The 24,017-nt window shown below is 58.4% G+C and carries 22 protein-coding genes; 9 read left to right on the forward strand and 13 right to left on the reverse strand.

Annotation, left to right across the window (positions count from 1 at the left end):
- Window positions 1-168: 168 nt before the first annotated feature.
- The 4 genes from G6R15_RS14480 to G6R15_RS14495 are packed head-to-tail and all read left to right on the forward strand — an operon-like array spanning window position 169 to window position 6,439.
- Window positions 169-3,288, forward strand: a complete 3,120-nt coding sequence (locus G6R15_RS14480) for an ABC transporter transmembrane domain-containing protein (protein WP_164660674.1) — start codon at window positions 169-171, stop codon at window positions 3,286-3,288.
- Window positions 3,281-4,168, forward strand: a complete 888-nt coding sequence (locus G6R15_RS14485) for a CPBP family intramembrane glutamic endopeptidase (protein WP_164660675.1) — start codon at window positions 3,281-3,283, stop codon at window positions 4,166-4,168. The genes G6R15_RS14480 and G6R15_RS14485 overlap by 8 nt, the downstream gene beginning before the upstream one ends.
- Before the next feature lie 58 nt (window positions 4,169-4,226).
- The gene (gene accD, locus G6R15_RS14490) at window positions 4,227-5,168 is read left to right on the forward strand and encodes an acetyl-CoA carboxylase, carboxyltransferase subunit beta (protein WP_164660676.1); all 942 of its coding nucleotides are present in this window, start codon (window positions 4,227-4,229) and stop codon (window positions 5,166-5,168) included.
- Window positions 5,165-6,439, forward strand: coding sequence for a folylpolyglutamate synthase/dihydrofolate synthase family protein (locus G6R15_RS14495; protein WP_164660677.1), 1,275 nt, complete (start codon window positions 5,165-5,167; stop codon window positions 6,437-6,439). The genes accD and G6R15_RS14495 overlap by 4 nt, the downstream gene beginning before the upstream one ends.
- A 70-nt stretch (window positions 6,440-6,509) precedes the next feature.
- Here the strand turns inward: G6R15_RS14495 and zapE are convergent, their stop codons facing one another.
- Window positions 6,510-7,568, reverse strand: a complete 1,059-nt coding sequence (gene zapE / locus G6R15_RS14500) for a cell division protein ZapE (protein WP_164660678.1) — start codon at window positions 7,566-7,568, stop codon at window positions 6,510-6,512.
- 148 nt (window positions 7,569-7,716) lie between these two features.
- Here zapE and G6R15_RS14505 point away from each other — a divergent pair, with 148 nt between their 5' ends.
- Entirely contained in the window at window positions 7,717-8,958 is a 1,242-nt protein-coding gene (locus G6R15_RS14505; RefSeq protein WP_164660679.1) for an MFS transporter, read from the forward strand.
- 197 nt (window positions 8,959-9,155) lie between these two features.
- On the opposite strand, the gene G6R15_RS14510 is transcribed toward G6R15_RS14505, so the two are convergent.
- The 8 genes from G6R15_RS14510 to mbfA all read right to left on the reverse strand — a co-directional run bounded on the left by G6R15_RS14510 (window position 9,156) and on the right by mbfA (window position 16,731).
- Window positions 9,156-10,085 carry an alpha/beta hydrolase gene (locus G6R15_RS14510; protein WP_240336774.1) on the reverse strand — a complete coding sequence of 310 codons (930 nt, stop codon included), beginning with the start codon at window positions 10,083-10,085 and terminating at the stop codon, window positions 9,156-9,158.
- Window positions 10,082-10,996: an ornithine cyclodeaminase family protein gene (locus G6R15_RS14515; protein WP_164660680.1), complete on the reverse strand. Its 915-nt coding sequence runs from the start codon at window positions 10,994-10,996 to the stop codon at window positions 10,082-10,084. The genes G6R15_RS14510 and G6R15_RS14515 overlap by 4 nt, the downstream gene beginning before the upstream one ends.
- Window positions 10,993-11,613 carry an HAD family hydrolase gene (locus tag G6R15_RS14520; RefSeq protein WP_164660681.1) on the reverse strand — a complete coding sequence of 207 codons (621 nt, stop codon included), beginning with the start codon at window positions 11,611-11,613 and terminating at the stop codon, window positions 10,993-10,995. The genes G6R15_RS14515 and G6R15_RS14520 overlap by 4 nt, the downstream gene beginning before the upstream one ends.
- Window positions 11,614-11,810: 197 nt before the next feature.
- The gene (locus G6R15_RS14525) at window positions 11,811-12,263 is read right to left on the reverse strand and encodes a YaiI/YqxD family protein (protein WP_164660682.1); all 453 of its coding nucleotides are present in this window, start codon (window positions 12,261-12,263) and stop codon (window positions 11,811-11,813) included.
- Window positions 12,260-13,711: a Si-specific NAD(P)(+) transhydrogenase gene (gene sthA, locus G6R15_RS14530; protein ID WP_164660683.1), complete on the reverse strand. Its 1,452-nt coding sequence runs from the start codon at window positions 13,709-13,711 to the stop codon at window positions 12,260-12,262. Before sthA ends, G6R15_RS14525 begins: the two co-directional genes overlap by 4 nt.
- Window positions 13,712-13,714: 3 nt before the next feature.
- Window positions 13,715-14,548: an S-formylglutathione hydrolase gene (fghA, locus tag G6R15_RS14535; protein WP_164660684.1), complete on the reverse strand. Its 834-nt coding sequence runs from the start codon at window positions 14,546-14,548 to the stop codon at window positions 13,715-13,717.
- 93 nt (window positions 14,549-14,641) lie between these two features.
- A complete protein-coding gene (locus tag G6R15_RS14540; protein ID WP_164660685.1) occupies window positions 14,642-15,571 on the reverse strand; it encodes an AEC family transporter in 930 nt (309 codons plus the stop codon).
- Window positions 15,572-15,756: 185 nt separating this feature from the next.
- Complete coding sequence (gene mbfA / locus G6R15_RS14545) at window positions 15,757-16,731, reverse strand: iron exporter MbfA (RefSeq protein ID WP_164660686.1); 975 nt, start codon at window positions 16,729-16,731, stop codon at window positions 15,757-15,759.
- 129 nt (window positions 16,732-16,860) lie between these two features.
- Here mbfA and G6R15_RS14550 point away from each other — a divergent pair, with 129 nt between their 5' ends.
- Window positions 16,861-17,478 carry a TetR/AcrR family transcriptional regulator gene (locus G6R15_RS14550; RefSeq protein WP_164660687.1) on the forward strand — a complete coding sequence of 206 codons (618 nt, stop codon included), beginning with the start codon at window positions 16,861-16,863 and terminating at the stop codon, window positions 17,476-17,478.
- A gap of 223 nt (window positions 17,479-17,701) precedes the next feature.
- Here the strand turns inward: G6R15_RS14550 and G6R15_RS14555 are convergent, their stop codons facing one another.
- On the reverse strand, window positions 17,702-18,814 hold the full coding sequence (locus G6R15_RS14555; RefSeq protein ID WP_164660688.1) for an S-(hydroxymethyl)glutathione dehydrogenase/class III alcohol dehydrogenase: 1,113 nt from the start codon (window positions 18,812-18,814) through the stop codon (window positions 17,702-17,704).
- Window positions 18,815-18,943: 129 nt separating this feature from the next.
- Here G6R15_RS14555 and G6R15_RS14560 point away from each other — a divergent pair, with 129 nt between their 5' ends.
- Entirely contained in the window at window positions 18,944-19,231 is a 288-nt protein-coding gene (locus G6R15_RS14560; RefSeq protein ID WP_164660689.1) for an I78 family peptidase inhibitor, read from the forward strand.
- Here the strand turns inward: G6R15_RS14560 and G6R15_RS14565 are convergent.
- Window positions 19,228-19,680 (reverse strand): cytochrome c, encoded by a 453-nt coding sequence (locus G6R15_RS14565; RefSeq protein ID WP_164660690.1) that lies wholly within the window; start codon window positions 19,678-19,680, stop codon window positions 19,228-19,230. The genes G6R15_RS14560 and G6R15_RS14565 overlap by 4 nt on opposite strands.
- Window positions 19,681-19,758: 78 nt before the next feature.
- Between G6R15_RS14565 and G6R15_RS14570 the strand changes: the two genes are divergently transcribed.
- Together G6R15_RS14570 and G6R15_RS14575 are read left to right on the forward strand one after the other, a co-directional pair.
- On the forward strand, window positions 19,759-21,411 hold the full coding sequence (locus tag G6R15_RS14570; RefSeq protein WP_164660691.1) for a DUF6504 family protein: 1,653 nt from the start codon (window positions 19,759-19,761) through the stop codon (window positions 21,409-21,411).
- Window positions 21,412-21,493: 82 nt separating this feature from the next.
- On the forward strand, window positions 21,494-21,844 hold the full coding sequence (locus tag G6R15_RS14575; RefSeq protein WP_164660692.1) for a DUF2794 domain-containing protein: 351 nt from the start codon (window positions 21,494-21,496) through the stop codon (window positions 21,842-21,844).
- 6 nt (window positions 21,845-21,850) lie between these two features.
- Here G6R15_RS14575 and G6R15_RS14580 read toward each other — a convergent pair whose 3' ends face one another.
- Window positions 21,851-22,591, reverse strand: a complete 741-nt coding sequence (locus G6R15_RS14580) for an NlpC/P60 family protein (RefSeq protein WP_164660693.1) — start codon at window positions 22,589-22,591, stop codon at window positions 21,851-21,853.
- Complete coding sequence (locus tag G6R15_RS14585) at window positions 22,588-23,970, reverse strand: M17 family metallopeptidase (protein WP_164660694.1); 1,383 nt, start codon at window positions 23,968-23,970, stop codon at window positions 22,588-22,590. Before G6R15_RS14585 ends, G6R15_RS14580 begins: the two co-directional genes overlap by 4 nt.
- Between the last annotated feature and the right edge of the window lie 47 nt (window positions 23,971-24,017).

Genomic DNA, 24,017 nt, shown 5'->3' on the forward strand with positions numbered 1-24,017 from the left:
CTCTAGTTTGAAATACCTGCCTGTAGATAACTGCACAAGGGCGGGGCCAAAACTGTTCATGCACGATCCTTGTAATTGAAGGGGTCAATGCTTACCGTTCAGAACTCGGTAACAGTGGAATATCCGCGCTTTGCCGTGGATCAATTCATCTGAAACGAGGGCCGGGTTATGGAACCCACGTTGTTTTCATTTATTTGGAAATATTCGAAAAAACAGCAATTTGTTCTGCTGCTTTTGACAATCGTTTCGTTTCCCTTCCTCTACATCTCGTTGGAACTGCCCAAGCGGATCATCAACGACGCCATCGGTTCAACCACAGAGATCGTGACGATCTGGGGCTATGACGTAACCCAGATCCAGTATCTGCTGGTCTTGTGCTTCGCCTTTCTGGCCACGGTGATCGCCAGCGGTTTCATGAAGATGCGGATCAACACCATGAAGGGCGTATTGTCCGAGCGCATGTTGCGGCGGTTGCGGTTCAAGCTGATCAGCCGGATGATGCGCTTTCCCAAGCCGTATTTCGCCACAACCAGTCAGGGTGAGCTGGTGTCGATGATCACGTCCGAAGCCGAGCCAATGGGTGGGCTGATGGGTGACGCAATCGCGCAGCCGGTGTTTCAGTTGGGTCAGATGCTGACCATTGTGACTTTCCTGTTTATGCAGAGCGTCTGGTTCGGGGTGGCTTCGATTGCACTGATCCCCTTGCAAGCCTGGCTGATCCCGATGCTGCAGCGTCAGATCAACCTGCTCAACAAGTCCCGCATCCAAGAGGTTCGCAAGCTGAGCTCTGAGATTGGTGAGAGTGCGGCGGGCATTTCAGATCTCCGGGCCAATGGTGGTTGGCGTTATCGTCTGGCACAGTTTACCGACCGCTTGGGTCGGCTGTACTATATCCGGTTCAGGATCTATCAGAAGAAATTCTTCATGAAGTTCCTCAACAATCTGATCACGCAGATGACGCCGTTCCTGTTCTATTCGGTCGGCGGTTATCTGGCGATCAAGGGTGAGATCACAGTAGGCGCTCTGGTCGCGGCTCTTGGGGCTTACAAAGATCTGAGTTCCCCATGGAAAGAGCTGCTGACCTACTACAATCAGGTGCAAGACATGTCGCTGCGGTGGGAAATCGTGACCGAACGCTTTGCGCCACGCAACATGATCCCCGACGCATTGTTCCAAGGTGAGCCCAGGGAAATCCCACACCTGAACGGCGATATCGAATTTAAAAATGTCACCGTTCTGGACAATGACGGCAACACGATCCTTGAGGATTTGAACCTGACCATCCCGCCCGGTGCCAGGGTGGCGATTCAGTCGACCAAGGCCAGCGAACGCACCGCGATGGCACAACTGCTGACGCGCGAGATCCTGCCTGTGCGCGGCGAGGTTTTGCTGTCAGGGTACAACATCGAAGAGCTGCACCAGGCCGTAATCGCGGCCCGTATCGGCTATGCCCATTCGCGACCCTATCTGTTTGACGGCACGTTGGGGGACAACCTGCTGATGCCGCTGCGCACGCAACCACAATATGACCCGGACGTGCTGCGCCGCCCTACACGCAAACAGATCGAGGCGGTCCGCGCCGGCAACAGCCCGGACTCGCTGGACGAAGATTGGATTGATCCGGGTTTGGCCGGATTGACCGACGGCGATCAGATTCGGGATTGGTGGTTCAAACTGGTCGAGGCCATGGGCATTGACGAGTTCATGTTTCGCCGCACCCTGCGCTCGCGTTTTGATCCCACGCTGCATACGGGGCTTGCACAAGAGATTGTGGCAATCCGCAGCAAAGTTGCAGAACGGCTTAAGGACCGCGGGCTGGCTGATGTGGTCTTTCGTTTTTCCCCTGACAAGTTCAATCCGGCGGTGCCCTTGGGCGGCAATCTCCTTTATGCGGCCGCCGCACGTGAAATCACGCAGGAAAAACTGGCTAAAGATGGGCGGTTTATGGCGATGCTGCGCGATCAGGGATTGGCTGACGATGCTCAGGCAATTTCACTGGGGGTTATTGAAATGCTTCGCCAAACCTTTGGTCGGGATGGCATGACCCACCCGTTGTTCTTGCGTCTGGGGCTGGACGAGGAAACCTATCTGAAGCTGTTGGAAATCGCCGATCGGATTGAGGCAAAAGGCGAGGAGATTCTCAGCGACGAAGACCGGGCGTTGGTCGTCACCGTGCCGTTTCTTTTGACGGCGGAACAAATCGGGCCAAGCTTCCCCGATGAATACAAGGACCGCATCCTGGCCATCCGCCAAAGTAAGGCGGCCGCATTGCGTGATCTGGTTGGCGGCGATTTTGTTCCGGTGTCCGAAGACGCTTATGTGCCTCGCCTGACGGTTGTCGAAAACGCGCTTTTTGGGCGGGTGTCCCTGATGGCCGGGGCCAAAGTGGATGAGATCGAAGATTTGGTTGCCGAAGCGTTGATCGAGGCCGGGTTGCGCCGACGGATCGCTACGATCATCTATGATCTGCCCTCGGGTTTGGGCGGCGCCAACCTGCCCACGGTATTTCAGGAACGCGCGGCGTTTTCGCGGGCTGGGATCAAGCGACCTGACATTCTGGTGCTGGATCAGGCGCTGGCCAGCCACGATAGCCAAAGCCGTTTGCGTACCCGTCAGAAATTGCGCGAGCTCTTGCCCAAGTCCATCATGATCTTCATGGAAGACAACTTCGCCCACCCCGAGGCCTATGACCTGTTCATCGAAATTGAAGACGGTCGGATCGACGGTGTGTCCCGTTCCGTCGACGTACTGGATTCTGGTGGGGCGGCGGATTTGAGCCGCAAGCTGAACATCATCGCGTCAACCGAGCTGTTTGCCAAACTCGATGCCCGCAACCAGCGCCTGCTGGCGTTTTCCGCGCAATGGTACGATGTGGCCGCCGGGCAGGTGATTTTTTCCGAGGGCCAATCCCCTGACGCCGCTTATCTGTGCCTGTCTGGCAAGGCCGAGTTGCGTTGGCCCGAAGAACAGGATCATGATGGTCGGGCTATTTTTGTTATCGAACCAGGCCGATTGATTGGAGATCTTTCGATCATCACTGGCGAACTACGCCCATTTGACCTTATTGCTCAAGAAGACAGCAGTTTCTTGCGCATCGGTGCCGAAGAGTTCCGCGCCGTGATCGAAAGCGATGCCACGGTTGCGGTCAGCTTGCTGGAAACCGTCGCGGATCATCTGGTCGAGGCGGCGTCTTTTATGCGATCCCAGAACATCAACTTGGCGGACTTCACAAACCCCGACGGTACGCCGGTACCAATGGATCTGATCAACAGGCAAGACGATGCTTGATCGCGCCTATGCCCCGCATGAACAACTTGTCGGACCGGGCCGTGCCAATCCACAGCTTTGGAAGCTGGTGGTGGGGCTGCTGTCAATCGGGCTCTTTGTTTTTGCCCTGAACACGCTGCTGATCGGCGCGATGGCTGGCGCCGGGCCCGAGGCCTGGACGCAGAGCGTTCTGACCGGCAATTCTCCGGCGGCCATGTACGTTCTTTTGGGAAGTTTCGGTATTGTGACGTTAGCCGTGGCTCTTGCTGCACGGCAGTTGCAGCATCGCAGCCTTAGCAGCATCATCGGGCCTGCACGGCAAACGGTTGTGCAATTCTGGAAGGTTCTGCGAATCCTGCTGATCCTGTGGGCCGTGGTTCTGATCCTGCCGCCTTATGATATGGGGGCGCCGCTGGAAAGCAATCTGGGGCTGTCCACCTGGTTGGTTCTGTTGCCGCTTTCGATGTTGGCGGTTCTGATCCAGGTCAGTGCCGAAGAAATTCTATTTCGCGGCTACATCCAGCAGGCACTGGCTGCGCGCTTCCGTAGCCCCTTGGTTTGGATGGTCTTGCCTTCGGCCCTTTTTGCTCTTGGTCACTACCTGCCGGGGCAGGCGGGGGAAAACGCGATTCTGATCGCCCTGTGGTCCGGTGTGTTCGGCATTCTGATGGCGGATTTGACGGCACGGTCCGGAACCTTGGGTCCGGCGATTGCGCTACATCTGTTCAACAACATGATCGCGCTCTTGTTCATATCGCTGCCCGACAGCTTGAACGGCTTGTCCCTTTTCCTGGTGCCGTACGAGATGTCGGACACCGATCAGCTGCGGTCCTGGTTGCTGGCCGACTTTGCTATGATGCTGGTTGCGTGGCTGGCCGCGCGCATTGCTTTGCGCCGTTGATTGCATTTCCTGACGCGGCGTCTTATTTGGGCACAATGCAGCATCATAAGGTTCCGACATGAACTGGATCACCAACTACGTCCGGCCCCGGATCAACTCTATCTTTTCGCGTCGCGAAGTGCCCGAGAACCTTTGGCACAAATGCGATGAATGCGGGTCGATGTTGTTTCACCGTGAATTGGCCGACAACCTGAACGTCTGCACCGAGTGCGACCACCACATGGCGATCACTCCGCGTGCGCGTTTCAAAGGATTGTTCGACGGAGGTATTTTTGCCGAAATCGACGTGCCCGAACCAACAGCTGATCCGCTGCATTTCCGCGACCAGAAGAAATATCCCGACCGGATGAGGTCGGCGCAGAAATCCACAGGTGAAAAAGAGGCGATGCTGGTCGCCACTGGCGAGATTGGCCGCACACCCATTGTGGCAGCGGCGCAGGACTTCTCGTTCATGGGCGGCTCGATGGGGATGTATGTGGGCAACGCGATCATCGCGGCTGCCGAAAAGGCGGTTGAGCTGAAACGCCCGCTGGTCCTGTTTTCGGCCGCAGGTGGAGCCCGCATGCAAGAAGGCATCCTGAGTCTGATGCAGATGCCGCGCACGACAGTGGCCGTTCAGATGCTGAAAGAGGCCGGTTTGCCTTATATCGTTGTGCTGACTCATCCCACCACCGGTGGTGTGACTGCGTCATACGCAATGCTGGGCGACGTCCATATCTCAGAGCCAAACGCGTTGATCTGTTTCGCTGGTCCCCGCGTGATTGAACAAACCATCCGCGAAAAACTGCCCGAAGGGTTCCAGCGCGCCGAATACCTGCTGGATCACGGCATGCTGGATCGCGTGACCAAACGCACCGAGATGCGCGAAGAGCTAATCACCATCACCCGCATGCTGATGAACCAGCCCCCCGCCGTCAAAGGCGACCTGCCCGCGCCTGAGCCTGAGGTGGAGGAAGAAACCACGGCAAAGACCACGGTGGACGAGGCTGCCAAGGAATGAACGCCCCAACTTCGGACGCCATCCTCGACCGTATGATGGCGCTGCACCCCAAGATCATTGATCTGACCTTGGACCGCGTTTGGCGTTTGCTGGATGCCTTGAACAATCCGCAGACCAAGCTGCCCCCGGTGATCCATATTGCGGGAACCAACGGCAAGGGTTCAACCCAGGCGATGATCTGCGCAGGGCTTGAGGGGGCAGGGCTGACAGCGCATGCCTATACCTCGCCGCATCTGGCGCGGTTTCATGAACGCATCCGGCTGGCGGGTGAGTTGATTGCCGAAGAGCACCTGACGCAGGTACTGGACGAATGCTACGTTGCCAATGATGGCATCGACATCACCTATTTTGAAATCACCACCGTCGCGGCCCTGCTGGCCTTTGCCCGATCCAAGGCTGATTACACGCTGTTAGAGGTGGGCCTGGGCGGACGACTGGATGCCACCAACGTAATCGACAAACCTGCGCTTACGCTGATCACGCCGGTGTCTATCGACCACGAGCAGTTTCTGGGCAACACCCTGGCCAAGATCGCGGCTGAGAAGGCAGGCATCATCAAACGGGGGGTTCCCGTCATAGTCGGCCCGCAGCCCGTAGAGGCGATGGAGGTGATCGAAGACACCGCGACCCGCCTTGACGCACCACTGATTGCCTATGGCCAGCACTGGCATGTGCACCGTGAAAATGACCGGCTGATCTATCAGGACGAAACCGGCCTGCGTGATCTGCCGTTGCCCAACCTGCTGGGCGCACATCAGATCCAGAACGCGGGCGCCGCTTTGGCTGCGTTGCGCCACCTGAACCTGGGCGATGCAGCCTATGAGGCCGCCGTGACCCGCGCCGAATGGCCCGCGCGTATGCAGCGCCTGAAAACTGGCCCGCTGGTAGACGCCGCGCCCGAGGCCGAGCTGTGGCTGGATGGCGGCCACAATGCCGCTGCGGGTCAGGCCATTGGCGATCTGCTGCATACGCTGACCAAACGCCCGACGCATCTGATTTGCGGGATGCTGAACACCAAAGATGTCGCCGGCTACCTGCGTCCGCTGGCAGTTCAGACCGATACGCTAACCGCCGTGTCAATACCGGGCGAGGCCAATACGCTTTCTGCCGAAGACACGGCTGCGGCCGCCAATTCGGTCGACTTCCCGGCGAGTACTGCGGAGTCCGTGATGGAGGCTTTGCAAGCGATCATAGCCCAAAATCCGCAGGCACGTATTCTGATCTGTGGATCGCTCTATCTGGCCGGTAACATCCTGCGCGAAAACGGCTGATCCTGAGCTCACGGAAAGTATTCTTCTTCGTGCCGAATAGTATCCCGGGCGGTAAGGTGATAGAGCCCCCTTACTGCCCCCAATCCTTGTCCTGCATCTCACGTAGGCGCGAGGCGGTGCGCTCAAACTCGAACGTGCCTTCGCCCTCCAAATACAGCATCTCAGGTTGGGCAGCAGCGGAACAGATCAACCGAACACGCGCTTCATATAGCGCGTCGATCAGAGTGACGAACCGCTTGGCCTCGTTGAAGTTGTTGCGTGACAGGGCAGGGATGTCATCCAGCATCAGCACTTTGACAGCTTCGGCCACTGCCAGATAATCCCCCGGTCCCAACATCTTGCCGCATAGATCGTAGAAGGATGCACGCGCCACCCCATTGCGGAACGCGGGAAGTGGCACGTCGCGTCCCTTAACCCGCAGGACCAACGGTTCTGCGGTTCCTCCGGTTAGATCAGCCCAGATTGCGTTCATTTCAGAACGGGCTTCGGGCCCGGTGGGCGCGAAGTACACCTGAGACCCCTCCAGCCGGTTTTGGCGATAATCCGTCGGGCTGACCATTTCCCAGAGGACCATCTTTTCCTTTATCAGCTGAATGAATGGCAGGAACAGCTGGCGGTTCAATCCGTTCTTGTACAGATCGTCGGGAATGCGATTTGACGTGGTGATGACCACAACGCCCGCGTCGAACAGCGCCTCAAACAGGCGTCCCACAATCATGGCGTCGGTGATGTCTGTGATCTGCATCTCGTCAAAGGCCAGTACTCGAACCGATTTGACCACTTTGTCCACCACGGGCTTCAGCGCATCTTCGGTGCCGTTTTGGCGTGCTTCGTGCATGCCTGCGTGGATTTCCTGCATGAAGGCGTGGAAATGGACACGCCGCGCGGGAACGCCCTCCAGCGTTTCTAAGAACATATCCATCACCATCGACTTGCCACGCCCGACACCGCCCCACAGGTACAGCCCTTTAGGTGGTGGCGGTGCCTTGCGAAAGAACCCACGTTTAACCGGCGTCATGACAGCGGCACGGATGCGCTCGAACTCGGGTAGGATGGCCTCTTGCGCGGGATCCGCGTTCAGGGTTCCATCAGCGACACGCGCAGCATAGAGCGAAGAAACATCAGTCATTTTGAACCCATAGCGCGCCACATCGTGGTTTGAAAGAAGTCGACCACAGCCAACACATCAAATTTGGTTAACTGTGTGCTCAAATCTCATGAATTGACTGGGCGTCTGATCCGGCTAATTTGCCGTGTTAAGTCAACCGGAGGTCCAGATGACCCGCGCTCCCACTTTTTTCACCCCCGTACTGCTCGTCAGCTGCGTCATTATCATTGTCAGCTTTGCGATCCGTGGGTCCTTTGGGGTGTTCCAGATCCCGATCGCGGACGAGTTCGGTTGGCTCCGGACCGAATTCTCTCTGGCGATCGCGATCCAGAACCTGGCCTGGGGCATCGGACAGCCCATCTTTGGCGCGATTGCGGAAAAGGTCGGGGACCGAAAGGCGATAATTCTGGGCGCTATTCTGTATGCTGCTGGTCTGGTTTTGTCGGCCTGGTCGGTGACACCGCTGGAACACCAAATCTATGAATGGCTCGTGGGTTTTGGCATCGCGGGCACCGGGTTTGGTGTTGTCCTGGCTGTGGTGGGCCGCGCATCGTCCGAGGAGAACCGTTCCATGTCGCTGGCGGTTGTGACGGCAGCAGGCAGCATCGGGCAGGTGATCGGGGCGCCCACGGCCGAATGGATGATGGGCTTTTTGTCCTGGCAGCAGGTCTTCATCGTCTTTGCCTTTGTGATCCTGTCAATCATCTTGCTCCTGCCGCTGATGCGTTCACCTGAACCGGTCAGCAAGCAAGAGTTGCAAGAGAGCATGGGTCAGATCCTGACCAAGGCGTTCAAAGACCCCTCATACACGCTGATTTTCCTGGGCTTCTTCAGTTGTGGCTATCAGCTGTCGTTCATGACCGCGCATTTCCCGGCCTTTGTCACCGAGATGTGCGGGCCGATCGAACCGGGCAGCATTTTGCACGGGCTGGGTGTGACCACGACGTCCGGTCTGGGGGCGCTTGCGATCTCGCTGATTGGATTGGCCAACATTGGCGGGACTCTGATGGCGGGGTGGGCAGGAAACCATTTCCCACGCAAATACTTGCTGGCGGGCATCTACACGGCGCGTACTGTAATTGGTGCGCTGTTTATCCTGCTGCCGATTACGCCGCTGTCGGTCGTTGTATTTTCGATCACGATGGGGTCCTTGTGGTTGGCAACCGTGCCGCTGACATCAGGCTTGGTCGCGCATCTGTATGGTGTACGCTACATGGGCACGCTGTACGGGTTTGTTTTCCTAAGTCACCAGCTGGGCGGTTTCCTGGGCGTGTGGCTGGGTGGTCGCATGTATGACTTGTACGGCGATTACACCATGGTCTGGTGGATCGGAGTCGCGGTTGGAGCATTCAGCGCGATCGTCCATCTGCCCATTCGCGAAAACCGCACGATAGTGGCGACACATGCCTAGGGATCAATCACAACCTGTCAGTTATCCCTCTTGGTTGAGAACCGTGGGCAAGGGCCAGGGGGTCTCCCGCCCGTCGTCAATGCCCCTTGCGGGCAAAGCCCGCATGAGCCTGGCGCCCCGCCGTCCGCAGGACGTAAGGCCGCGCACTGGATTCATCGGACACCTTGAAAGATGGCGATTAGCAGTGGTGATATTGTTCAGCTCAGACCTTCGTTCAAGCGTCCGCTCAGAATCTCCAGAACGTCGTCCGTGTGTGTGTAAGTCAACCCGTGACCCGCATCTTCGATCACCTCTTGGCGGGTCGAGCGGCTCCATTCAGTGAGTTGCCCCATGGCTGTCAATGGAATCACAGCATCATTGCGTCCCCAAATAGCCAAAACAGGAACGCCAGCTTGGTGAATGGCGCGATGTTCGTCTTTAAGCTCTCGGCCCAGAATGCCTCGTAGACTGGACAAGACCGCAGATGTGAAGCCCTGATATTCCAACTCGCGCAACTGCAGGTCAGTGATGTCGGGTACTGAACTGGTCAGATCCCGCTCAGCCTCGATTTCCCTTTGATGACGCGCCGGGAACAATGCCATCATCATCCAGTCGCCCACCAACGGCGTGCGGCGAATGAATTGCGCCATGCGACCTGTAGCCATGGACATTCCTGCAGGGGCCAACAGAACCAAAAGCCTTACCATGTCGGGGTGTTTGGCCGCAAAGCAGGTCGAAATGGCACCGCCCATAGAGTAGCCGATTAGGGTAAAGTCCTCGGTCACCTGTTGCGCGTCCAGCAGCTCTTTGAGCTGTTGAAGGAAAAAAGCATCGGTCTGGGCGCCGTCAGGTCGATCCGAATAGCCCCGCCCATAGAGATCATAGGTCAGCACCCGATATCCCATGGCAGACAGCCCAGATGCCAGCCCTTGCCAGACAAACGAGGGGGTTGTCAGCCCATGGACACAGACCGCAATCGGGCCGCGCACTGGCCCATGCCACTGATAGTGGGTGACGCCCTGAGACAATTCGACGAACTCGCCTGGCGCCTCTTGCCTGTCTTCCGCGCCCATGACCTTGCGCCGCGCCTCGATGGCAAAAGGCACAACGATGATCATTGCAATAAGGACAATCAGAAAAACAATCACTGCGTGGGCCACTTCTCCAGGATGTAGCGGCTTGTCATCAGATCCAGATGGGCGCCGCCACCGTTCTTGAACAGGGTAATCTCATCCGGGCTGCTCGTGAAAGCTTTAAGGTCGTAAAAGTCCGCGATCAGGTCATCGCGGTTGATCGTGCCCTTGGCCAATGGGATCTTGATTTCGCCGATATGATCCACTGTCGTATCGAAACTGTCGACAAAAATCCGCGCACGTCGCAATGCGTCGTCATCTGCTTCGCGCATATCCGGGCGGTAGGCGCCGATCAGGTTCAGGTGCTGGCCGGGACGCAGCCAATCGCCCTTGATCACAGGCTCGGTCGACATGGTGGCGCTGACGATGATGTCGGCGCGATTTACGGCGTCTGCCAGATCATCGGCCACGTCGACGCCATTCAACCGCTTGGCCAGCTCTTCGGCCTTGCTGCGGGTCCGGTTCCACAGGCGGATTTTGGCATTCGGGAAGCCTCGGCCAAAAGCCTCACACAAGGATTGCCCAACAGTTCCCGCTCCGACCACCAGAACCTCGCGACTTGCAGGATTGGCCAGCCTGAGCGCGCCCAGCAGGCTGTCTCCGGCGGTCTTCCATTTGGTCACCAGATGAAAGTCGATCAGCGCCGATAACGTGCCGTCGCGGTCATCGAACAGGGTCACCGCCCCGTTGATCATTGGATGTCCAGCGTCCGGGTTTCGGGGAAACACAGTTGCCGTTTTCACGGCCATGCCTAAACCGTCGATCCACGCGGCACGAGACAGCAGGGTGTCAGGGTTGCGGTATTGGAAGGTATCGCCAATCTCGGCTTTGGGCAGGGTGTGCCCCTCGGCCAGGGCCTGTGACAGTTCGAGCCAATCCAGGTTGGCTTCACCTTCAGTGAAAGGGATGTGGGTGATGGTGTTCATGTCGCCTCGCTTTCCTCCAACAGCCCCTCGGCCACCAATCGCTCTGCCCAACCCTGCGGACCATCAAACAGATGGGTCTGCCAAGTCCGGACTTGCGCTGCCTCGATATTGTCAATCCGGTCGTCGGCAAACAAGAGTGTTGATGGGTCCAGACCGCAGTCCAGTTCCACGGCCTCATAGATATCGGCAAAAGGCTTCACCATTCGCATTCGGCCCGACACATACAGCCGGTCGAATTCGTTCAGGAACGGATAGACGGTGGTTGCATAGTCAAAGTTCTGAACGCCAAAATTGGTCAGGGCAAAGACCGGGATCGAGCGAGTGCGCAAGGCACGCAGCACGCGGACCGAACGGGGGATCTCAGGTGATGCAAGCTCGATCCACTTGTCATGCCACATGCGAATCTCTTCGCGCCAATCGGGGTATTTCTCGGCCCACTCATAAATGGTGTCAGTGAAATGATGACCTTGATCAACCAGGTCATTCATTCCGTGCAGATCGACCTCGGCAAACATGGCGCGGCGGCGATCTGCACCGATGACCCGGTCGTAATAGCGTTCGGGCTGCCACTCGATCAGCACGTTGCCGATGTCGAAAATCACTGCGTTGATGGTCACGTATTTGGGTCCTGCTCAATCATCCGCAAACGGCGGGAATGGAAATGCAATTCTTGGATGTGACTGAAACAAGACCACTGCCGATGTTCAAGCCAAGATATCGTAACGGCGCGACCGCACCGCCCGCAAGGGCGGTGCCCGGCCCAACGGGCAGAGCGGCATCTTTGATGCTGCTCTGACAGGCGGGAGCACCCTGATTACCTGCGGGCCGCTCTCAATTCGCGTTCCAGGGCATCCAGAAAGCGCGAGCGGTCCGCTTTGGTGAACCCTTTGCCACTGCCGCCCGCACCCAGGGGGTTGGCAGCGCGCAAATCGGCCATCAGGTCACGCATCGCAAGCTGCTGTCCGATATTGGCCTGGGTAAAGGCCTCGCCATTGTGGCGCAGCACACGCGCGCCCGCTTCGATGCATTTGGCGGCTAGGGGAATGTCGCCGGTTACTACCACATCGCCAGGACCGCATCGGTCCGCGATCCACATGTCTGCAACATCTGCCCCCTCGGCCACGATGATCGTTTCGACCAGCGGGTTGGGGGATGGTCGCAACCCACCGTTTGAAACGACATACATTTGAACCCTGTGCCGGGTTGCGACCTTTTCCGCCTCAGCTTTGACCGGGCAGGCGTCGGCATCAATGTAAAGCGCGGTCACGGTTCTGCTTTCCCGCCTTTGGCTTTGGATGAGCGCTTGACCTTGAACTCTTCTGGAATGGGCATCCGATTGAAGGCATCAAGCCCTGCGACCTTATATGCTTCGGCCAAAGTCGGATAATTGAAGGTGTTCTGGACAAAATAATCCACCGTCCCCTTCAGGTTCATCACCGCCTGCCCGATATGGATCAGCTCAGTTGCGCCTTCGCCGACGATCTGAACCCCAAGTACCCGGCGCGTCTTTAGGCTCAGGAGCATTTTTAGCATCCCGTGTTCCAGGCCCATGATATGGCCGCGCGAAGTTTCACGGAACCGTCCCACGCCGACCTCATAGGGAATACCGCGCTCTTTCAACTCTTCCTCGGACATGCCGCAAGTGGACATTTCCGGTACTGAATAAATACCGTACGGATACCAGGGGCTTTCCGGCAAAGTGGGGGTTTCCAACGCATGACAGGCTGCCACGCGTCCTTGTTGCAACGAGGTCGAGGCCAGCGACGGGTGCCCGATCACATCGCCGGTGGCATAGATATGCGGCACGGTGGTTTGATAGCTCTTGCGATCCACCTCTATCCGGCCGCGGTGGTCGGTTTCCAACCTAATGGCGTCCAGGTTCAGCGCATCCGTTGCCCCCATGCGACCTGCGGCAAAGAGCAACATTTCGCCGCGCACATGGCGCCCGTTTTCCAAGCTCACCTCAACATGGGTTCCTGCATCTTCGATCTTCTCCACGGATGATCCAAGGCGCAGGTCGACACCGTTTTCCCGGATCTGATGGGTGAATTCATGGATCAGCGTCCTGTCGATGAAATCCAGGAAACTGTCGCGTGGCTCGATCAGGGTCACACGGACGTCCAGGGCCGAGAACATGGTAGCATATTCCACACCGATCACACCTGCGCCGATCACCACCAAAGAGCGCGGGATTTCTTCCATTTCAAGGAAGTGATCGCCATCAACCACAGTCTTGCCGTTGAACGGCACATAGTCGGGCCGGTAAGTTTTGGTCCCGGTGGCAATAAGGAACTTGGCCGCTGTCAGACGTGTGGTTTCACCCGCTTCGGTGGCCACCTCGACCTCATTCGGGCCGATGAATTTCGCCCGCCCGTTCAGCGTGTCCACGTGGTTTCGGTTGAATTGATGTTCTAGCACATCGACCTCGTGATCGAGGGTCATGTGCAGGCGTGCCTTTAGATCCTCGGCGTGGATCTCGTCTTTGACACGGTACGAGCGGCCATAAAAACTGCGCTCGCGCCAGCCTGACAGGTTCAACACCGTTTCGCGCAAGGTCTTGGATGGGATAGTGCCGGTGTGAACTGATACGCCACCCAGCCGGTCCTTGCGGTCGATCACCAACACCCGGCGTTTCAGTTTGCCCGCCTGGATCGCAGCGGCCCTACCCGAGGGGCCGGACCCTATGATGATCAGATCATAGTCGAAACCGCTCACGGATCAGGCCCCGTACAACGCTTCGGCATGGAAGGTCACGTGATCCTCCATGAAGGTCGAGACAAAGAAATAGCTGTGGTCATAACCCGGTTGCAAACGCACGATTGACTGCTGTCGGCGGGCTGCAATTGCGGTCGACAATGCCTCGGGGCGCAGCAGGTCAATAAACTGGTCACTGGCGCCCGTGTCGATCAGGATTGGCCCGTCAAAGCCGGTCTTGGCCATCATCAGCGAGGCGTCATGTTTGGCCCAGTTGGCCTCGTCATCACCTAGATAGGCTGACAGCTGCTTGCGACCCCAATCCGCGCCCGTGGGGTTAGAGATCGGCGCAAAGGCCGACACTGACCGGAAGCGACCCGGCAGGTTCATCGCCAGCGTCAGCGCGCCATGGCCACCCATGGAATGGCCTGTGATCGACTGGCGGTCAGGGTCGATGGGGAAGTTTTCAGTGATTAGTGCAGGCAGTTCTTCGGCGATGTAGTTCCACATGTTGAAATGAGGGGCCCAAGGTTCTTGCGTGGCGTTGACGTAGAATCCTGCGCCTTGTCCAAGGTCATAGTCGTCGTGATCGGCCACACCTTCGCCGCGCGGCGAAGTGTCGGGGAACACAAGCGCAATACCATGTTCGGCGGCCCAAGCCTGTGCACCGGCTTTGGTCATGGCGTTTTCGTGGGTGCAGGTCAGACCTGAAAGATACCACAGCACCGGCACCGGTCCGTCCTTCGCTTCGACCGGCAGGAATAGGCCAAAGGTCATGTCACATTTGCAGGCCTCGGACGCATGGCGGTACACGCCCTGCGTGCCGCCAAAGCAGGTGTTTTCGGAAAGGGTTTCCATTGGTGCGGTCCTTTGCATTGTCGGTTGTCCCATCGCTAACGGGCGATGACGATTGCGTCCAGTGGGCGATACGGGATTTTGTTCAAGCTTACCTTATGGCGTGCCCAGCCAGGCTATGAAGAGCGGCACGGAGAGGATGCTGAGCGACGTTGACACCAAAATAGCGGCAGAGGCCCGGTGCGGGGCGACGCCATAATGTGCTGCTAGCATATAAACGTTTCCGGCCACCGGCAGGGCAGCTGCTGCGATGGTCACAGACATCGAAAACGGTGAGGTCGGGAACAGAAAGAAGAGAGAGAGCGCAACGAGGACCGGATGGATCGCCAGCTTGCAAAAGCTGAGCCAACCGGCGATGTGAATGCGCTCGGCTGATTTGCTGGCCAGAGATGCACCGATGGCAAAGAGGGCACCTGGGGTGGCGGCCCCGCCGAGAATGACCAGAAAGTCGTTTAACGGTGCAGGGATTGGAACGCGAAACGCTGACCAAAGCAGGCCCGCCGTGATCGAGACGATCATGGGATTGCGAAGAAGCCCGGCACCGATCAAGCGGAAGGTGTTGAATGTAAGCCGTCCGTCGCGTCCTCCATTGATCAGAATGACGATCAACGAGGAAAACACGACCAAATCGACTGACAGCACCAGCATGACAGGGCCGATCGCTGCTTCTCCAAACAAAACAGCGAGCATCGGTAGGCCTAGAAAGCCCACGTTGCCAATGGCAGCACACTGCGCTTCGACTGCGCCAGTGGGGATGTCGAGACCGCGCAGATAGGCCACAAGGGTCGCAATGGCGTAGACGCCAAGCGTGCCGACCAAATAGCCGGCGATCAATTGTGCGTCGAAGATGTCGGAGAAGGGCAAATTGGCAGCAAAGCGGAATAGCATCGCTGAGAGCGCGAAGAAGAAGACAAATTTGGTAAGATAAGCTGTGGCATCTTCGGTGAAAAACCGCGTGCGCCCAGCCCAGTAACCCAGGCCGATGATGACAAAGAAGGGAAGAGTGCGCAGAAAAATTTCACCCATTGGCCAGTGCTAGCGGGTTTTGGGGAAATTGCAATGTCGAGACGAAGAAGGGGGGCTCCCGCCCGTCGTCGATGTTTCTGGCGAAACACCTCCTCCCGTTGGGCCGGGCACTGCGCTTTGCGCAGTGCCCGGCCCAAAGCCGCAAGCGGGGTCGACTCAGTCGGGGTCGCTCGGGTGGGGGAGCGTTACCCGCTGCCAATCAAAATGCCTGCGCCCAGGACAAGTGCACCGCCAAGAACCACCTGAAACGCGGCGCGAAAGAAAGGCGTTTCCATGTATTTGTTCTGAATCCAGGCAATGGCCCAAAGTTCAACAAAGACGATGAGAAATGCCAAGGTGGTTGCAGTCCAGAACTCGGGGATCAAATAGGGCAGAGCATGCCCCAGCCCGCCCACGGTGGTCATTACACCCGAAGCAAGCCCACGTTTGATCGGCGAGCCCCGGCCCGACAATTCCCCATCATCCGATGCGGCTTCGGTGAAGCCCATCGAGATGCCAGCCCCGACCGAAGCCGCCACGCCGACCAGAAACGTTGTCCAAGTGTCTTGAGTCGCAAAGGCCGTGGCAAAGATCGGAGCGAGGGTGGAAACCGACCCATCCATCAATCCGGCCAAGCCCGGTTGAACCCATGTCAGAATAAACTGCCGTTGCGCCTGGCTTTCTTCACCCGCTCGACTGTCGTCATCCAGCAGGACATTTTCCAAGTCGCTTGCCGTTTTTTGATGCTGCGATTCGGCTGCCGCCAGATCACCTAGCAACTTGCGGGTTGCGCTGTCCTGCGTTCGCGCTGCAGCCGTTAGGTAAAACTTCTCCGCCGCGGCCTCCATCGCGGCCGCTTCGGCCCTGATCTTTTCGACGCTCATGTTTTCGATCAACCAAACCGGTCGCCTTGCGTAGGCACCTGCCACATGCTCGCGCCGGATCAACGGGATGACCGTGCCAAATCGCCGCTCGTGCAGCGCGATAAGCGCGGCGCGGTGCTCGTCCTCCTCCTGGGCCATGCCATCGAACATCTTGGCCGTAGCCGCGAAATCCGCGCGCAGGGTTTCGGCATATCCGCGATAGATGCGGGCATCGTCCTCTTCCGAGGATATCGCCAGGGCGATAATCTCTTGTTCGGTCAGATCGCTGAACCGTTTTCGATTGGCGAAAAAGCGCATGATACATCCATAACTTAGAATAATTCTAAACTACGCACAGAGCCGTGAGTTTCAACCCCTGCAGTTCGAATCGTTGAAACTGAACTGAACGGTTTATAAATAGGGGCAGCTATGATCACAGGAGCCTCCATGACCCAAGCTGCCACAATTCTGCGTACCGGCCGCAAATTTGACCAGGTGTTGCGTGGCGCGCGCGAAGTATTCATGGCCGACGGTTTTGAAGGGGCCAGTGTGGACGAGATCGCCCGTGTTGCAGGTGTCTCGAAGGCGACTCTCTATAGCTATTTCCCTGATAAACGCCTGCTGTTCATGGAGGTCGCGCAGACCGAATGTACGCTGATGTCGGAAAAGATCATGTCGATGATCGACGAAAGCCTGCCGGCGCGTGACGTTCTGATGCTGACGGCGGTGCAAGTCATTACCTTTCTGACGTCAGAGTTCGCCCAGCAGGTGTTCCGTATCTGCGTTGCTGAACGAGACCGTTTTCCCGAGCTGGGCCGCGCATTTTATGCCGCAGGCCCCGAAAACGGACGCGAACGGATCAGCGAATACTTGGAAAAGGCCGTCGCAGCCGGAGAGTTGAAGATCGTCAACATCCCAATGGCGGCCGAGCAGTTTTCGGAACTGTGTAAGGTCAAACTTTGGACCCGAGCAGTCTTTGGCATCCAGGACCAATTTACCGAGGCCGAAATTCGCGATGTGGCTGGTCATGCAGTCGACATGTTCCTGGCGCGCTACGGGGCGTGATTAGCGGTGGCCGCTATTCGGGCAGCTTCTCAGGATGGTGCCTACCTAGTGGAAACCGCCTACCATGTGGTGCTGAATATTGTTGACGGTAAGTGTCGATGTTCTGGGAACAGACTGGAAAAGAGTGTCATGATGCTGGGGGGCGGCTAGGTTCCAACCACTGACTAAAAAAGGGAGGCCCGACAGTGAGCCTCCCTTTGGATAGGTTTTCTGCGTCAGTAGATTAGTACAGAACCACCGACCGGATCGACTCACCCGCGTGCATCAGGTCAAAACCTTTGTTGATGTCATCCAGACCCATGGTGTGGGTGATCATCGGGTCGATTTCGATTTTGCCTTCCATGTACCAATCAACGATTTTGGGTACATCAGTCCGGCCGCGTGCTCCGCCAAAGGCAGTGCCGCGCCACGAACGCCCGGTGACCAACTGGAACGGACGGGTCGAGATTTCGGCACCAGCAGGCGCCACGCCGATGATGATCGATTCACCCCAGCCCTTGTGCGCCGCTTCCAACGCTGTGCGCATCACGCCCACATTGCCGGTTGCGTCGAATGTATAATCCGCGCCGCCCTTGGTCAGGTTGACAAGATAGGGCACCAGATCGCCTTCGATCTCGGACGGATTGACGAAATCGGTCATGCCGAAACGGGTGGCCATCTCTACCTTGGCGGGGTTCAGGTCAACGCCAACGATCTGGTCAGCACCTGCCAAACGCAGACCCTGGATCACGTTCAGGCCAATGCCGCCAAGGCCGAACACGATGGCGCGGCTGCCGATTTCGACCTTGGCGGTGTTGATGACCGCGCCGATGCCGGTGGTCACGCCACAACCGATGTAGCAGATTTTGTCGAACGGTGCGTCTTCACGCACTTTGGCCAACGCGATCTCGGGCAGAACCGTGTGGTTCGAGAAGGTCGAGCAACCCATGTAGTGTAGGATCGGATCGCCATCCAGTGTCGTAAACCGCGAGGTGCCATCGGGCATCAGGCCCTGGCCTTGGGTTTCGCGGATCGCCTGGCACAGGTTGGTCTTGCCGCTCAGGCAGTATTCGCACTCGCGGCATTCCGGCGTGTAAAGCGGGATCACGTGATCGCCGGGCTTCAGCGAGGTGACGCCCGGGCCGACCTCGACCACAACGCCTGCGCCTTCGTGGCCCAGGATCGCCGGGAACAGGCCTTCGGGATCAGCACCCGATAGAGTGAACTCGTCGGTGTGGCAAATGCCGGTGGCTTTCATCTCGACCAGAACCTCACCGACGCGGGGGCCGTCCAGGTTCACGTCCATGATCTCAAGCGGTTTTCCAGCCTGAACGGCGACGGCAGCGCGGGTACGCATTCTACAAATCTCCCTGATGGTTTTCCAATGACCCTGCGTTAAACTGCGGGTGTTTTCAACTGTCGTTTCGTGCCAAGGTTTGAGACGAAAGAACCTAACATTACCGACATTTATATAATGGGAGCGCCAATGAAACGCATTTTGTTTGCCTGTATTCTGGTCTCGGCCTGTGGTCCAACCGAAGTTCCGGATGACGTGGGGGTAACCGGGGATGCCCCAGCGATCGATCTGGCCATGTGCAAGATGCAGGATTTGGCTGATCGGGTGGGGCAACCGGTTGATGATGTTCGTGCGCTCTTGCCCGAAGGGACGCGGGTGCAGTCGCCTAACAGCGTTGTCACGCAGGATTACCGACCCACGCGCGCCAATGTTTTCGTCAATGAGGCAGGGATCATCACCCGGATCGCCTGCGGTTAGGGCCTTTTGCGAAACGTTTGATGACAGGACAGGCAGGCGTTGATCATTGGTGGCAATGTCTGTCTGAGTGTCACCACGTTTCGGGTGCTTAACCCTTTAGAGGCTGCGCGCGCGGTCTTGGATTGGGCTTTGAAGTCTGCCCATTGGGTCCAGATGTGCTGTCGTGCGCGGGATGCTGGATCGTATGGGTTTCGGCGAAATTTGCTCGCAATTTTGCCGGTGTTCCGCATCAACGCGCGCCGGGCCGCATTGGCCCGTTTTCGATTGAACATTTCGCGACCCGAAGCCATTGCGCCCAGAACTTCCAACGCCAGTTTTGAGCTGCGCATCAGGTTAACCCGTTCGATCACACGGGGATGCTGCATCACGATGGTGTCCCCGATGGTGGCTGACCCCACCCCCAACAACGCAACAATTGCTACGATCAGTGTTGTGTAACGTCTCAGCATGACTCGACTCGAGATGTGATTCCAGAATATAGAACAAAAAGAGAACAAATAGCTGCCTGCCTCGTTGTCACCTGTCCCATGTCCAATCGCCGAATCCTTTCCCTCTGGTTCCCGCGCCTTGGTGCGGAACGGCTGGTGCGCGCTGCCCGTGGTCTGCACGAGGGGCCGCTGGCCGTTGTCGAAGAACAATCCAACATGCAAGTTATCACCGCGTTAAATTTGACAGCGCAGATGGCAGGTTTGCGTGTTGGGCAACCGGTGCGGGACGCCCATGCCATGTGCGGCGGGTTGATCACGCGCGCCCGCAACGTTCCGGCAGAGGCGGCGTTTCTGACCGCGCTGCGCCGATGGGCGGGCAAGTTCAGTCCCTGGGTGGCAGAAGAGGCGCCGGACGGGTTGGTCGTTGATCTGAGCGGCTGCGCGCATCTGTTCGGAGGAGAGGTCGCGCTGTTGGATGTTATCCAGGCCGATTGTGCGGACATGGGTCTGTCGGTGCAGATGGGGGTCGCCGACACCCTGGGCGCAGCTTGGGCCCTGGCGCGGTTTGCCGGGCAAGAGGTGGGATCGGATCGCAGCGGCGATGCCATCAGCCAAGAGGCGCGTGCGACTCGGGCGCGGGCAGGCAAGCGGCGGCACTGGACCAAGGGCGGTACGGCCCCCCAGGTGGTCACCGCCGGTGGCGGGGCACGGATTTCCGCACCGGGCCAGACCTATGGCGCGCTCAGCCCGTTGCCGGTGGCGGCCCTGCGGTTGGATGATGCCACGGTGGCGCAGCTGGGGCGGTTGGGTCTGCGCCGGGTCGGGGATCTGCTGGGTCAACCTCGCGCCAGCCTGGCGCGCCGGTTCGGCAAGGGGTTGGTGCTGCGGATGGATCAGGCCATGGGCAGCGCGCCCGAACCCGTTTCCCCGGCGCGGCCGCACGTGCAGTTTGCAGTGCGGATGACCATGCCCGATCCCATCGGGTTGAAAGAGGACCTGATGGCCGGGATCGACCGCATCCTGCCCAGCTTATGCACCAAGCTTGAGGCTAAGGGCATGGGCGCGCGGCATGTCAGGCTCGAGGCGCACCGCACCGATCAGGCCGCCGAAGTGATCACCATCGGTCTGGCGCGCCCGTCCCATGACCCGAACCGTATCAGGCCCCTGTTGGAGTTGAAGATCGACCAGATCGACGCAGGATACGGTATCGACATGCTGCGGCTGATGGCGGTGCAGGTGGAACCGGTCCATGCCCGCACGATGGCCGGTCATGCGGATGCCAGCCGCGCCGTGCGTGACCGATTGGCGGGCAATACGGCTGTTGACGATCTGATCGGCAAGCTGGGCGCACGGGTGGGTTTGGACGCGATTACGCGGCTGCATCCGGCTTCGTCCCACATCCCCGAGAAAACGGCGCAAATTCTGGCGGCAGCTTGGTCTGAACCGGCACGGGATTGGCCCACTTCGCCCACGCCGCGCCCATTGTTGATGTGGCAGCCTGAACCGGTCATGGCCCCTGGCTTACCCACGGTGCCGGATCGGTTCCGCTGGCGGGGGCGCGACTGGACCCTGGCCGAGGCACGGGGGCCGGAACGGATCGCGCCCGAATGGTGGCTGGATGATCCGAACTGGCGCAGCGGGGTGCGGGATTATTGGGTCGTAGTGACCGAGCAGGGGCATCGGTTGTGGCTCTATTTTGGGCATGGCGGGGCGATGTCGTCGGGGTGGTTTTGTCAGGGCAGCTTTGCGTGACAGGGCGCGCTTTGGGTCACAGATGCGCGCGGAAAGTCGTGACGGGCTTGATTAACGGAACAATTGCGGCAAACCTGTAGCCATGAACATGCAGCCTCCTAGCCCATTTTCGCCGGGGTCGGCCGACACACAAGTCGCCTTTGACCGGCGTGAGCTGTCAGTCATACTTTCTGTTTATGGTCGGATGGTCGCCGCCGGAGAGTGGCGCGATTACGGGATTTCCAGCCTGCGCGACATGGCTGTATTTTCCGTCTTTCGACGCACCGCCGAGCATCCTTTGTATCGCATCGAAAAACACCCCAAGCTGCGCAACCGGCAAGGGATGTATTCGGTTGTGGCGATGGATGGGCAGATCCTGAAACGGGGTCAGGACCTGAAAACCGTTTTGCGGGTGCTGGAACGGAAGCTGATCCGCGCCGTCAATTTGGACTGATTCCAATCACAGCCGCTTGTGGGACGTCACAGGACCATCGCCCTGCGCTTTGATCCGCGCGATGGTCGGTTCCAACAATTCAAATCGGACCGACATGTGATGCGCATTTGCATGTAGCAGTGTCCTCTCATCATAGACCCAGGCTACGTGCCCCTTCCAGAAAAGTAGATCCCCACGTTGAGGCAAGGCGCCAGCAGGCAATGACTGCCCAACCGTGCGTTCCTGATCACCGCTGTCACCAGGGCAAGGGATGCCACAGGCCAACAATCCGGCCTGCACCAGCCCAGAACAATCCAACCCCAGACGACTGTTGCCCCCCCACAGGTATGGTGTGCCCAGAAATATCTCGGCCACCGCAAGCGGGTCGCTTTCCAGGCTGTCCACCGTGGTCAGATGCTGTTTGGGGATATAGCCGAATTCAGTTTCAACAAAAGTTCCGGTCTCGCGCCGGGCCGTGATCAGGCTGCCCAAGCTCAACGACATGAGATCAGGTGATTTCATGTTTGCATCCGTATAGGCATGGGTGGCCAGTGTCTTGATCCGATGGGTGATCTCTTGAACCTCGGCGATTGTATCCCGACGGACAAACCCCACGTACCCATCTTTGGTTGCCCGCACTTTGATCCAGCCGCCATCACGCGCGAGCACATCGCAAGTGTCACCCAACAGCAGCTGACGTTCTCGCGGCCCATCAGGTGTGCGTAGCAGATCGACAACCGGTTTCGCAATCTGGACGTGCTCGGTCATAGGCCCAGCATCTGCGGCAGCGCCTTGATCAAGGCGCGGGGACCTTGGCCGAACCCGCCCTTGGAACGGCCCGGTGCTTTGGTCGGTTGCCAGCTGTAGATGTCAAAATGCATATACGGTGCGGTCGTTACAAAGCGGCGCAGGAACAGCGCAGCCGTGATCGAGCCTGCAAAACCGCCGCTGGGGGCGTTGTCCAGATCGGCATATGCCGGTTCGATCATCGCTTCATATGGATCATGGAACGGCATGCGCCACACCGGGTCGACGGCTTTGGTTGCCGCAGCGGACAAAATCTGTGCGGTTGCATCGTCGTTGGTGTAAAATGGCGCCAAGTCAGGCCCGACAGCCACACGGGCCGCACCGGTGAGCGTGGCCATGGACAGGATCAGATCCGGCGCGTCTTCATCCGCCAACGCCAGGGCATCGGCCAGCACCAGCCGCCCCTCGGCGTCGGTGTTGTTGATTTCAACCGTAAGACCCTTGCGGGACGTCAGGATGTCGCCCGGTCGGAACGCATTGCCGGCAACCGCGTTTTCGACCGCCGGGATCAGCACGCGCAGCTGAACCGGCAGCTCCAGCGCCATGATCATCCGCGCCAGTCCCAACACGTTGGCCGATCCGCCCATGTCCTTTTTCATCAGCGCCATCCCGGCGGCTGGTTTCAGATCCAGACCGCCGGTGTCAAAACAGACCCCTTTGCCGACCAGTGTAAGCTTGGGGCCGGATGTGCCCCACCGCATGTCGATCAGGCGAGGTGCTTGATCCGATGCCCGCCCGACCGCGTGGATCATCGGAAAATTCTGTTCCAACAGAGCCTCACCAATGATGGTGTCGCAGCTTGCGCCGTATTCACCCGCCAACACCTCGGCGGCCTGCTGCAATTGCGCCGGTCCCATGTCGGATGCAGGCGTGTTGACCAGATCGCGGATCAGCACCTCAGCCTTGGCCAAGGCTTCGATCCTTTGGGCGTCTACCGAACGGGGTGCGAGCAGACCGGCCTTGGCGCCTGAAACATCCTTGTAACGATCAAAGGCATAGCCGGTCATCAGCCAACCGAAACACTCGGCCGCGAGCGTATCTGCATCCAGATCCGAGATCAGATCATAGGTCCCCTTTGGTAGCGCCTGCGCCGCAGCGGCCAAGATAAACCGTTTGCGCGCGCGCGTCTTGGTCGTGCCGTAGCCCGCGACTGCCATTTCAATCTGTCCGTTTAGACCGGGAACCAGAACGGCCTGTCCGATGGCACCGGTAAATCCCGAAGCCGCCAACCAACCCCTGATCGCGTCTGGCTGTTCAGCCTGCCAGTCACCGAATCCATCCTGATCGACCACATGCAGTGGCAGGGTCGTTTCTGTGCGGGTGGCAAAATGTAAGGACATGACAGGCTCTTGCGTTTGGGATGGTTCGGGCAGAGTACCCGGCCCAT

The organism is Tropicibacter sp. Alg240-R139 (assembly GCF_900537075.1).
Taxonomy (GTDB): Bacteria; Pseudomonadota; Alphaproteobacteria; order Rhodobacterales; family Rhodobacteraceae; genus Falsiruegeria.